The sequence below is a fragment of the Pedobacter paludis genome (assembly GCF_003173575.1).
Taxonomy (GTDB): Bacteria; Bacteroidota; Bacteroidia; order Sphingobacteriales; family Sphingobacteriaceae; genus Pedobacter; species Pedobacter paludis.
This window is the reverse complement of sequence record NZ_QGNY01000002.1, coordinates 571,196-584,117: the sequence shown is the minus strand read 5'-3', so window position 1 is coordinate 584,117 and position 12,922 is coordinate 571,196. Positions and strand designations below refer to the sequence as shown.

The following is a 12,922-nucleotide window of genomic DNA, read 5'->3' as shown; positions in this document are numbered from 1 at the left end:
GTATCGATAAAGCAACCTTTTGTGCCGATGGTTCATCGGTTTATAAAGGTAAAGATATTTCGAACTTTGTTCCCTTATCTTTTTCGCTGCTTACTTTAATGCTGCCATTCAGTTGTTTGATAATATCTTGAACGTAATTTAGCCCGAGTCCAAAGCCCTTAACATCGTGCAAATTTCCAGTTGGAACACGGTAAAACTGATCGAAAATTCTTTTCGAATGTTCTTTCGTCATCCCAATTCCTTTATCCGAAATTTCGATAATTAAGTTCTTAGCTGTATTTCTTGTTGTAATGGTTATATCCGGTGTGTCTGTGCTATACTTATTTGCGTTATCAATTAAGTTGTACAGCACATTTGATAAATGTAGCTCATCGCCATAAATGATTGCATTTTCAGCATCCGTATTTACAGTTAAAATGGCATTTCTTTTCTGAAGCTGTAGACTCATGCTGTCCAAAACAATTAAGATCAGATCGTTCATATCTACCTCACTGTTTTCCATTTTGAGCTCATTTTTTTCTAAACGGGCAATGCTTAAAACACGTTCGATATGATTTCCCAAACGCACGTTTTCATCATAGATAATGCCTGCCAAGCGCTTCAACCGGGCTTTATCTTCTGTTACTTCCGGGTCTTTAAGCGCTTCGCTTGCAATCATAATAGTGGCCACTGGAGTTTTAAACTCGTGTGTCATATTATTAATAAAATCCGTTTTCATCTCAGATAATTTCTTCTGCTTTAAAATGGCATAAAGGGTATAAGAGAATATGAAAACAAGCACAAGAAGAAGCCCAACGGAAGAACCCAATGTAGCACCCAAATTAGATATAATGGCCGCATTTTTATCTGGAAAACTTACAATTAAAGTTCCTGGATCGCGAAATAAATCGTTTCCAAAAATTGGAACCTTGTAGGTGTTTTTTGGCAAAAACTCTTCTTTGGTATTGCTGGCTTCGATAAACAATACAGAATCTTTATTGGCCAAAGCAATTTTATATGCCGGTTTTTGAGTAATGTTATGCGCCAGCAGTTCGGTTTTAAGTAAAGAACCTAAAGCATTGTAATTGATTCTTTTATAAATTGGAACATTGCCTTCCTTCATTTCCTTGGCGACATCCTCCAACAAACGCGAGCTGGTATATGGAGTGGTATCTTTACCCAGAGCCGCGATTTTTAGATCGAGTTTCTTTTTAGCAATGTCATCCTCACGCTTAAATTTTTTCTCTAAATCATTTGGAATTTTCGCTACACTGGCAAAACCAGGATTACCATTTCTAGGATCAAAAACCAGATATCTTAGTGTATCGGGCAAACTTTGCAGACTTTTAAATTCGTATGTTTTTGGCGATAATATAAATGGCCTTGTACGCATGCTGTAGCCTTTTAACACAAGGCTTTTCATATCGATAAATGCATCCATTTGTAAATCTACCTTATCCCCGTTTCTTGAGGATAAAGAAGCATACTCTTTTTCAGTAATAACATTTGGCGAACGGTATTCTACACGAATGATACTATCTTGTTGATTAAGATAATTTTCTATCTGATTTTCGCGTTCAACCTGTCTGATTTCGGATTCTTGGGTATATTGTAGTTTTAAATCCTTTATATCTAATGCTCGTTGCCTTAAGTTTTGAAGTTGTTGCAGTTTATTTTCGGCATCTTTTTTATTGATGTGATCTGCGGCATTCCGCCTCTGCACCTTGCTAACAACATTGCTTAAGGTTTGGTTTACCTGCTCATCAAAAAGCTGAGATTTTAGATTATAAGACTCCCTGATGTAATACAATTGCATTACAAATACACCAAGTAAAGCCACCGTCATTAAAACGGTAATAATCCAAAAACTTCCTTTTTTCATTAATCCAAGTAATTCATTGCTTCAAAAACGATAAGGGTATAATCGTAAAAAACAACTTAGCTATCAAAAATACTTATAAGCTGAGTTAACTGCTTGTTTTTAACATATTTTAACAACGATTATTGCCCGTTAATGAAGGGTTAATAGGTTTTAACCAATCACTTGTAGGAACTGGAAAGCAAAATGCAGAATTGTTAATCTTAAAGTTTTGGCTCTATTTTTTGGTGTGGCGTGTGCATTAAATAAGCATAAAACTGTGCAATTTTCACACGCGACACGCGTGCGCCAGCAATGGGGCCAACGAGGGAAATATTTAGTTCTGCCAAACAACATCGTCAGTACAAATCCATTTTTTATCTCTAGATTTTGTGAAATAAAGTTTTATATATTGCTTTCTTGGAAGTAATAAAAGTTCAACTTCAATATCCCCATTTGTTATTCTATTAAATTTATAAAACTCTATAGATGACATATCCGTTTGAGCTGAATTTGGTTGATTTAATGTTTCAAAATTAAATTCTGCTATTTTAAAAGGATCTATGCTACCTGTAACTCCATTTCCAATAATGTATATATCATTAGAAATATTTCATTTGTATTTACTAACTATATACTTTGAACTCTCAAATATTATCTTTTGAGGAATTTTGCATTCATCATAAGTTTTGCATGACATCACTATGCAAATCATTAGAACGATGAATATTTGTCTAATTTTTTCTATAATAAACTCTTCCATTTCTTTTGTTATTGTATTACTCCACCATATGCCCTTGCTAGCGCACGCATGTGGCGTGTGCATTAAGTATAAATTTGCAATTCTACGCACGCGACAAGCGTGCGCCAGCGAGGGAAAATATCTCCAGAAAGTTTTATACTACGTTTTTTTTGAAATATTAATTTTCAATTTCCTCGCTAAAGGAAATATCATCCATAAGATCAACAAATTTTATATGAGGTAATTCCTTCTTTAAACATAATCTCGTTTTGTCAGATATGACGGCGCTAACTAAATCTATTTCTTTTAAATACTTACATTTTTTCAGTTTGGTCAAAATAGATTGGATATTTGACTCAGGACTTAATGGAATTGCCAAAGTTTCTAATTTACATTTTGTAATATTATCTGGTAAGTCCAGTATATATAGACTCTGTAACCGCAAATGTTTGAGATTTTTAAATTTATAAATATCTTCGGTCAATGTATAGAAATATGGGTTTAATGGCATAACATTACCCGGTGGATAAACTGTTTGATTAGGATTAAGTAGGATTAAGCCTTCCAGCTTTGAATACTCTTTAAGATACTTTTCTAAAAAGGCATCAAAATCTGTTACTGTAACCATTAAATTTTTATCAGTCTTCTGTCCCATTGAATCAGTATAAATAAATAAAGTTAAAGATATAATTAACACAACTATTTTCATTCTGGTAAGTTTTTTATTCTACCAATCAAAGCAAAGTAAGAAGATCTTGCGTTAGCATACAAATTTTGTTCTAACCTTAAGTAGACCTTTTGTTCCCCATCTACATTCTTTCTTGAAAACATAATTGCTAATCTATTCATTAATTGAGGCGCATAAATAGAATTTTTTAACTTCATGAAAGATTCAGTGTCAAAAATTAACACTGAGGCACTTATTCCAGAACTATTTGCTCTATGTTCTGCCTGTTTAATTCCTTCTGAAAAACTTGCCCATAAGTATGCTGGATCATTATAAGGACTAATGGTTTTCACTTCGTAAGAAATCCGTGCAATTTTCTGCCCCATTACTTCAGGCCCGTCAGGTTTATTCATTCTCGTAATAACTTCATTCCCATTTAAGTCTGAATTTACAACATTTAATCCCCACCCTGTTCCAGAACCTGTTTTTAAGAGAAATCCCCATTGGAGTCCGTCTAAGTGTGTAGTTCCCACCATATAACCAATTTTATACTGAAATCCTGGAGAAGTTGGCCAAGAGGTTACTCTACTGGCAGCTAATCCTTCTCCAATCGCACCTATTGCTTTTCCCCAACCATCTCCTCCTGCTAAACCTCTAGCCTGTTTATGAAAATGACGAATACTTGTATTGTTTGAGTTTGAAAGAGCCAGATATATCCATGGGCTATATGAAGCAATTGCTTCAGAAACAGGATGATTTGCTGGATAATCAGGTAAGCTAGGTGTATTTCCATAAATATTTATGCCATTTGAATTACAGGCAAAATTTGTGGCTATATTGCTAAAGTCAAAATCTGTAGAAACAGATTCAGCGTCCCAGTCAGCTGATTGGGGATAAGTTCCTGCAATTAAATCTTTAATATATGTGTCATAACCATTAATGAGAGTGTAAGAACCTATCCAATCTACAAACTCCTTGTTTTCTGGTGTATCTCCATTTACAACCAAATAGTTAACCAAGGCATCGTAGACATTATTGTGTGCCAATAAGAAATTTTGTTTATCGGTATCGGTTATGCCCATAAAACTGGTAATCATATCCATTTTCAGCCTAACTGGCTTTGGTATGCACGGAGCTACTGGAATAGAATTGGCATCTGACGGAACACCACTGCCTGTTGAACCTCGTGGTATCTGGCCACCTCCCCCACAGTCATCAGGCGGGTATGCTCCACCGCCACCAGGTGCAGATGGATTGCCTCCGCCACCACCTCCTCCGCCACCAGTTCCTGGCTCCGAAGGTAGATCGCACGAAGGACTGCAATCGAAAAAGTTACAAGACAGTTTGGCACAGATAGCTAGGCACATATCACATTTAATGCTACAGTCACTTATTTTTGGACACTTTCCAGTTGGCCATCTCGTGCAGAAACCTACAACATCGCCCGACGGAATTTCCTCGGCTCCATTAGTATTTTGGATTTTTCCGTTAGAACTTAACAGCCTATTTTTGATGGTGGATGATGTGTTAACAGATCCGATTGGACGATAAGAAAGATTTCTAATTGTTTTACCTGACCAATCCTTTACTATGATACGCCCTGAATAATTATTTTTGCTTCCGTAAAGCCAAGCGGAATCTGGCAATAACATTACCCATTCAGCATGAATAACCTGCAAACTGTCTTTATACATAAAAAGATAGTTAAGTGCACTCAATGGCATGAGTTCATTTTTGGCTTCGTTAACTACAGCATAAGCATTTCCGAAGTCGATCGGCATCTTTACCGAATTACCTGTAGAAAGCATTTTTTGGTATGCCTGGTTCCAAATAGGCTGTTTGCTGGTTAAATAGTTATCTGCATTTACTCCGTTGCCTGCTCCACTGGTTGACATCAGTTTTTCGGGCTTTGTGCCCTGCCTTAAGTTTGCATCGAAATACGCTTTCGCCTCTGCAATAGAAAGCGAGTTTTTAAGTACGCCTGAATTGGGCTGAAGTATATCTTTTCGGCATCCCTGCGCAATAAAAAGACATACGAGAATTAGACAAGCCGAGGCTCTGCCTTTGTTGAGCATTAATTTATTCATCATTCTTGGTTTATTTTCCGATTACCTTTTAGGGATGATGAAAGCACAAATTTAAAGTAACAGTTTGGCTACAAATAGTATAGAAGAAAATTTTACACCAAATAGGAATATAAAATAGTGTAAAGACTTAATAATCAGAATATATGTATCGCTTTTATTACGCGAAGAGGAACTTAAATTAAAGTCCCAAAAAAAATGCCGGAATAAAATTCCGGCATGGTTCAAAATTGTTTGCTTTAAAAAAGAATCTTTATTTAGAAAGGCAAATCATCATCCTCTCCTGGTGTGCTGCTTACATCAACCGGAGCTGCATAAGCTGGAGTGCTGGCTGCTGGTGCACCTGCAGAAATTGCATTAATGCGCCAAATAACCAAACTGTTAAAATATGATGTTTTACCTGCTTTATCTGTCCAAGGACGGCCACGTAAATTAAAGAAAACTTCAACCTCATCGCCTGCTTTAAATGTATCTAATAATGCAGTTTTATCTTGTAATGCCTCAAAACGGATATATTCCGGGTATGTTGGATTTTCTGCGTATTCTACTATTAAATCACGTTTTTTAAACGTTTCACTTACTTGCTGAGTGGCACCTACTTCGTGTACTTTTCCTTTAATTTCCATAACTAATACTACTTAATGTACTATAAACATCAAATCTCAATAATTTTATTGATAACTTCGCATATATTATGATGCAAGTTTTCCACAATAAAAGCAAGGTAATTATTACCTGCAACAAGCGCCTTTCTCCATATTTACAAGCTGAAGTTACAGCGCTAGGTTATACAATCGAAAGGGCATTTCAAACTGGGGTTGAGCTAAATATTACCCTTACAGAGTGTATCAAGCTTAATTTGAACTTGCGTTGTGCCAGTCAGATTTTATATGCATTAAAAAGTTTTAAGGCCGTTACGCCCGATGATTTATACAATGAGGTAAAGGAAATTGAATGGGAAGAATTGATCGATTTTGCAGGTTATTTCTCTGTAACCTCTAATGTGGATAATCCTAATATCACTACGCCACTTTTTGCCAATTTAAAGGTAAAGGATGCCATTGTAGATCGGATGAAAGAAAAAAAAGGCATTCGCCCCAATTCTGGTTCTGATGCGAATAAAGCTGTAGTACACTTATATTGGAAAGATGCTGAAGCCGATATTTTTCTAGATACATCTGGCGAAACCTTAGCTAAACATGGTTACCGTAAAATTCCAGGAAAGGCGCCCATGTTAGAAGCCTTGGCTTCAGGTGTAATTTATGCTACTCAATGGGATAAGAAATCACCTTTTATTAATCCAATGTGCGGTTCTGGAACTTTGGCAATCGAAGCCGCTTTAATTGCAACCAATCGTGCGCCTGGTTTATACCGAATGAATTATGCATTTATGCATATTTTAGGTTATGATGAGGAAGCATTTTTTGCCGAGCGGAGAATTTTGAAAGATCAGGTTATTAAAAATGTTGATTTAAAAATTATCGCTTCCGATATTTCTGAAGACGCTGTTGAGGTAACCCGAAGAAATGCAAAAACCGCGGGTGTTGATACCATTATAGAATTTGAAGTTTGCGATTTTGAGCTTACTCCAGTTCCTGAAGATGCTAAAGGTGTTGTGGTTTTTAATCCAGAATATGGTGAGCGTTTAGGTGTTCATAGCAAACTGGAACTTACCTATAAGCGAATGGGCGATTTTATGAAAAGCAAATGCAAAGGATATACTGGCTATATTTTTACCGGAAACCCTGATTTAGCTAAAAAAATCGGCTTAAAGGCTTCTAAAAAAATCGAGTTTTATAATGGCAAATTAGATTGCAGAATGTTGGAATATGAATTGTATGATGGTTCTCGCCGACTTCCTCAATCCGAAAGCCAACCAGAAAGCCTATAAAAACCTAACCTTATTTACATCCTCTAACGTAATTTATTATGGAATTTTATAGAGTGGTTAAACACTTCGAAAAAGATGAATTTGAAGATGTCTGGGGTTTATATTAATCTTTAGCGCAGACTCAATGTTTTTTTATTAATCGCTTCATTCATTTTTTGGAATGGCTTGCAGGCTTAACTATTCCTACAGCTCTTGAAAAATTCATAACGTTTTCTAATTTAATATTGCCCAAATCTGTTTGAGGTTTTCGGCTACTTCTTTTTATTTACTGCAATTGCTCGCAACTATTATAAGAACGGCTTCTACAGCCAATAGGTTTTTATAAAATGCTGATTTAGAACAACTAAACAGAATAGATTAAACAATTTGGTTGTTAAATTGTATGTACTAAGAATCGAAGTAGTGCGTTCACGCGTGTGCCTATTAATGCATAAAAGAAAATTTGTAGAAATCCAATTGCCACTTAGTTTCGTTTATAATAGAGAAAAACATATATTAAAAAAAAATATCCTATCCCTATGGAAGATCTATTTGCTTTAAAGACGAAGAATGTTGCGGGAAATATTAGAAAAATTAGAGAATATAGAGATTACACTCAAGATTACCTTGCAGCAAAATTAAAGATTTCTCAAAATGCCTATAGTAAAATAGAACTTGGTTATAGCAAGTTAACTATAGAACGTTTATTTCAAATCGCATCTATTTTAGAAGTTGAAGTGACTCATTTATTGACACTTGACCACACCGATTTAATTAAGATTATCTCTCCAGATGATAAATCTGTAGCAGTTGGATAACAAATTGCTTAAAATCTTATTAAAGTATTAACATTTTTTTTGGCCTGAAGGATTTTCGAATACCTTTGGGCCGAGAGAAAAAGTTATGCAAAATTCTATTACAAGCACCATTGCCTTTGTTAAAAAAACATTAGAAAATGCCGAAGCCGGCCACGATTGGTTTCACATTGAACGTGTTTATAAAACTGCCCTAAACATAAACGAAAAGGAAAAAGGCAACGAACATGTTGTAATTTTTGCTGCCTTATTACATGATATTGCCGATCCAAAGTTTAATAACGGAGATGAAGAACTGGGCCCAAAAGTAGCTGAGGATTTTTTAAAATCGATCTCCGTCGATAATGAAGTCATTGCCCATGTTAAGCTCATTATTCAAAATATGTCGTTCAAAAACAGTTTTGATGGTGCAGGCTTTACCTCAAAAGAAATGCAAATTGTTCAGGATGCGGATAGATTAGATGCTATAGGCGCAATAGGCATTGCTAGGGCTTTTACCTATGGAGGCTTTAAAAACAGAGTGCTTTACGATCCGGCCATTAAACCCCAACAACACCTTACCAAAGAAAGTTATAAGAATACAACGGCACCAACCATCAATCATTTTTACGAAAAGCTTTTATTGCTTAAAGATATGATGAATACCGAAGCTGGAAAAATTATAGCGACTGAAAGACATAATTTTATGCTTCAATACCTCGATCATTTCTATAAAGAATGGGAAGGAAATTAAAGCTAAATCACGGCTAACTTTAAATTTTCAGAATACCGATTTATAGGTATTTGATTTAATTTTTATTGCCCGTAAATTAGTGGTAAATCTACATCCCATGCAATCTTACCAACTTAAGTACCACAAGAACAGTCTGTTGCTAATTTCTATGATTGTTTTTCCTGTTATTTGTGCGGGGATAATGTTTGCTTTCTTATCCATTTTGCCACAGTCTTTACCCGAATGGGCAATGTTAACCTTAGTCTGTTCGTCTATTGGAATTATGATTGCCTTATCCTTTTGGATGATTAATACACAACTCATTGTAAAATGTTCTGTTAATATTGATGAAAGAGGAGTAAACCTCGAGATAAACAAATCGAGTCTCTTTTATAAACAAAAATATTTTTTTGCAGATTGGGAAAATGTAAATCACATTACAGAAAAATTCGATGGACGAAACGGAAGCTACTATTACCAAATTGCTTTTAAAACTCCATCTTTTAAAGCCAATTTCAATGCATTAAATCGTGGGGAAGAACAAGCTGAAAAATTTTATACTGAGCTTCGATATTTCCAAGAAACATATAATTTGCAAAAACTTCCGAAGTTTGATAATCAGGAATATGTTTCCAACTCGTGGGCAAATGCCTAATATTTTATTCCAAAAACGAATGTTATTTACCAAGCCTTACTAATTTTGTTAGCTATATTTTTGCTATTTTTGTTAGCAAATCTACTTGGCTATGTCTGATCGAATTCGTGAAAAATTAAATATTCTTGCCGATGCTGCTAAATACGATGTTTCTTGTTCATCTAGTGGCGGTACCCGTAAAAATGATAATAAAGGTGTAGGTAATAGTCATACCTCTGGCATCTGCCATACCTATACGGAAGACGGCCGATGCGTTTCCTTACTGAAGATTTTATTAACCAATCACTGCATTTACGACTGCCTTTTTTGTGTTTCAAGAAAGAGCAATGATGTAAAACGTGCAGCTTTTACGGTTGATGAAGTGGTAGAGTTGACCATGAACTTTTATCGCCGCAATTATATTGAAGGATTGTTTTTAAGCTCAGGAATATTTAAAAATGCCGACTTTACCATGGAACGACTTCTTTTGGTATGTAAAAAACTTCGATTAGAACAACGTTACAATGGTTATATCCATTTAAAAATGATTCCGGGCGCTAGTGATGAATTGATAAAAGAGGCCGGGCTTTATGCCGATAGAATGAGTATTAATTTGGAAATGCCTACTGAAGCCGGATTAAAACTTTTAGCACCAGAAAAAAGCCATGCAGATGTGATTAAACCTTTGGGCTTTGTTCAGCAAAACATAGTTCAGTTTGCTGAAGATAAAAAATTGATTAAACACGTTCCAAAATTTGTTCCTGCAGGCCAAAGCACCCAAATGGTAATTGGTGCCACGCCAGAAAGCGATAAGGATATTATGTACACGGCAAATGCATTTTATAAAAATTTCGCATTAAAGCGTGTTTATTATTCTGGTTATGTACCCATAAGTAACGATAGCAGAATGCCTATTTTAGGGACGCAACCTCCATTATTGAGAGAAAACAGATTATATCAAACCGATTGGTTGATGCGGTTTTACGGCTTTAAAGTTCAGGAGCTTTTAAACGATGCCAATCCAAATTTAGATGTAGATATCGACCCAAAATTAAGTTGGGCCATTCGGAATATGCAACACTTCCCAGTTGATATTAACAAGGCTGATTATAGAATGATTTTACGTATCCCAGGAATCGGAGTAATGTCGGCTCAAAAAATCGTTCAGGCCAGAAAATTTGGAAAACTCAGAATCGATCAATTGAAAAAAATTGGAGTTTCCTATAATCGTGCAAAGCATTTTATTACCTGTGCAGATAGTCCTTATCAATTAAAAGATTATCAAGGAACTCAGATAAAGGCCTTTATAATGGCCGAAAGCCAGAGTAAATATTTAAAGACAGATAGTAATCAAATGATTTTGTTTTAGATACATATAAATAAAAACCGCACTACAACATTCAATTGGCTGACACATTTTAATCTTTGAAATTAAACTGTAATGACTTATATTTTCGATGGCTCTTTACCCGGACTTTTAACTGCTGTGTTCGAATGGTTTGAACGTAAGCCAGGAAAAGTTACGCTTAAATCGATCGAAATTTTTCAACCAGAAGCTTTTGCCGAATGTTTTACCGTAACCACCAATTCTGAAAAAGCAGATCGGGTTTGGGCTGGATTGCAGAAAAAGTTAAAGAAAGATTGGCTCCGAAAGTTTTACTGCAGTTATTTATCAGAAATCCCCGAAGCTTTTAACCATCTTTTTCAGTTTACCACCTATATTTTTCAAAATGAAAAAGGCGCAGAAAGTAATTACGGGAACGAGCACGTTATTGCATTGGCCAAATATGCCAAAAGTGTAGAAAGAGAAAAGCACAGAATGGAAGCCTTCATTCGTTTTCAGCATACAGCAGATGGGATTTTTTATACTGGCATAGATCCAGATTTTAATGTTTTGCCATTAATTTCCAATCATTTTAAAAATCGTTATGCCGATCAACAATGGATTATTTACGATTTAAAGCGAAAATATGGTTTGCACTATAACTTAAATACCGTTGAGGAAATTACAATTAGTTTTACGGAAGGCGTAAATAAACAAAAACCCGCTGCAGTTTTAATGGATGCAAAAGAAGAACTTTACGCCGTTTTATGGAAGGATTATTTTAAAAGCGCCAACATTGTAGCCCGCAAAAACACCAAATTACATGTACAGCACGTACCAAGGAGATATTGGAAATATTTAACCGAAAAGCTTTGAGTTAACATTCCATTAACATAAAAAGCTTTAAATTGCAACATGAAATTAAGCGTGCTGGTTTTATTTACCGCTCTCGCGGTTGGCCTATCTATCGGGATGGTGAACTTTTATTTTCAGCACAGCTGGTATTATCTTGCCATTTCATTCGGGGTTTCTTTTTTAAGTAGTTTTTTGGTTTTTTATTATCTACTGGAAAAGTACATATATACAAAAATTAAGCTGATTTATAAGCTAATCCACAACCTTAAATTGGGCAAGGATTTAAAAGATGCGCTTGGAGAATACGTAAGTTCTGACCCGATTAACGATGTGGAACAAGAAGTAAAAGAATGGGCAGGCGCTAAGAAAAAGGAAATCGATTTGCTTAAAAAACAGGAACAATTTAGAAGAGAATTTCTTTCAAATGTTTCGCACGAATTTAAAACGCCTCTTTTTGCCATACAAGGCTACGTAGAAACCCTGCAAGATTGTTTAGTTGATGACCCGGAAATGGCCTTGAAATTTTTAAAAAAGGCAGAAAGCAATGTAGAGCGTTTAAGTTATTTAATTAACGATTTGGATGCCATTGCCAAACTAGAAACAGGCGAGGCGCCAATAAATTACCAAAAATTCGATTTTGTTTCTTTGGCAAAGGAAGTTATGGATAATTTGGAAGACAGAGCAAAGGCCAAAAATATTAAACTGTTTTTTAAAGATAAATATACTGCTGTAACAGCTGTTATGGCCGATCGCGAAAAAATCCGTCAGGTATTAATTAATTTAATGGTCAACAGCATTAAATATGGCATTAATGGTGGTGAAACTGCAATTAAGATTTTCGAACTGCACGATCAATTCTTGATAGAAGTTACGGACAATGGCATAGGCATAGAAGAAAAACATTTATTTAGGTTATTTGAACGTTTCTATAGAATAGATAATCACAGAGCGAGAGAAGTAGGTGGAACAGGGTTAGGCTTGGCGATTGTGAAACATATTTTAGAAGCTCATCAACAAACAATTTCGGTTCGCAGCACGCCTGGAATTGGAACTACGTTTGCTTTTACGCTGCAAAAAAGCGGGTAATTGTTGAGGTTTTTTCCCCAGAATACACAGAGACAGTCACAGTGCACACAAAGTTAGGTCAGGGCTTAATCATATAAGACATTTAAGAAAAATATAAGCTCATAATTCCATACAATCGTCATTGCGAGGCACGAAGCAATCTTACAACGGTAGCGATAAACTATGTATAAAGAGTGCTTCGTACCTCAGAATGACGATGTGTTTATTCTAGGATCCAACTCCGTTCTTAAACCCGATATAAGCGGCAACCCCAAATTTTTTTAATGAGGGCTATAGCGTTTAGCGGGACTGTCGTT

11 protein-coding genes are annotated in these 12,922 nt (G+C 35.5%); 7 read left to right on the top strand and 4 right to left on the bottom strand.

Annotated elements, in window-relative coordinates; genetic code table 11:
• Positions 1-40 precede the first annotated feature (40 nt).
• From DF947_RS07080 to DF947_RS07055, 4 genes are all read right to left on the bottom strand, one after another.
• Entirely contained in the window at positions 41-1,861 is a 1,821-nt protein-coding gene (locus tag DF947_RS07080; protein WP_109928998.1) for a sensor histidine kinase, read from the bottom strand.
• Positions 1,862-2,757: 896 nt separating this feature from the next.
• Positions 2,758-3,288, bottom strand: coding sequence for a hypothetical protein (locus DF947_RS07070; RefSeq protein WP_109928996.1), 531 nt, complete (start codon positions 3,286-3,288; stop codon positions 2,758-2,760).
• Entirely contained in the window at positions 3,285-5,336 is a 2,052-nt protein-coding gene (locus DF947_RS22195) for a hypothetical protein (protein ID WP_158526240.1), read from the bottom strand. The genes DF947_RS07070 and DF947_RS22195 overlap by 4 nt, the downstream gene beginning before the upstream one ends.
• Before the next feature lie 251 nt (positions 5,337-5,587).
• Positions 5,588-5,956, bottom strand: a complete 369-nt coding sequence (locus DF947_RS07055; protein ID WP_109928993.1) for a DUF3127 domain-containing protein — start codon at positions 5,954-5,956, stop codon at positions 5,588-5,590.
• A gap of 71 nt (positions 5,957-6,027) precedes the next feature.
• Here DF947_RS07055 and DF947_RS07050 point away from each other — a divergent pair, with 71 nt between their 5' ends.
• From DF947_RS07050 to DF947_RS07020, 7 genes are all read left to right on the top strand, one after another.
• Positions 6,028-7,221 carry a THUMP domain-containing class I SAM-dependent RNA methyltransferase gene (locus DF947_RS07050; protein WP_109929210.1) on the top strand — a complete coding sequence of 398 codons (1,194 nt, stop codon included), beginning with the start codon at positions 6,028-6,030 and terminating at the stop codon, positions 7,219-7,221.
• Positions 7,222-7,739: 518 nt separating this feature from the next.
• Positions 7,740-8,018 carry a helix-turn-helix domain-containing protein gene (locus DF947_RS07045; RefSeq protein WP_109928992.1) on the top strand — a complete coding sequence of 93 codons (279 nt, stop codon included), beginning with the start codon at positions 7,740-7,742 and terminating at the stop codon, positions 8,016-8,018.
• A gap of 85 nt (positions 8,019-8,103) precedes the next feature.
• Entirely contained in the window at positions 8,104-8,748 is a 645-nt protein-coding gene (locus DF947_RS07040; protein ID WP_109928991.1) for an HD domain-containing protein, read from the top strand.
• A 97-nt stretch (positions 8,749-8,845) separates the two neighbouring features.
• A complete protein-coding gene (locus tag DF947_RS07035) occupies positions 8,846-9,382 on the top strand; it encodes a hypothetical protein (protein WP_146202882.1) in 537 nt (178 codons plus the stop codon).
• A gap of 91 nt (positions 9,383-9,473) precedes the next feature.
• A complete protein-coding gene (locus DF947_RS07030) occupies positions 9,474-10,730 on the top strand; it encodes a putative DNA modification/repair radical SAM protein (RefSeq protein ID WP_109928989.1) in 1,257 nt (418 codons plus the stop codon).
• 72 nt (positions 10,731-10,802) lie between these two features.
• Positions 10,803-11,561 (top strand): TIGR03915 family putative DNA repair protein, encoded by a 759-nt coding sequence (locus DF947_RS07025; RefSeq protein ID WP_109928988.1) that lies wholly within the window; start codon positions 10,803-10,805, stop codon positions 11,559-11,561.
• 39 nt (positions 11,562-11,600) lie between these two features.
• Positions 11,601-12,626, top strand: coding sequence for a sensor histidine kinase (locus DF947_RS07020; protein ID WP_109928987.1), 1,026 nt, complete (start codon positions 11,601-11,603; stop codon positions 12,624-12,626).
• Positions 12,627-12,922 lie beyond the last annotated feature (296 nt).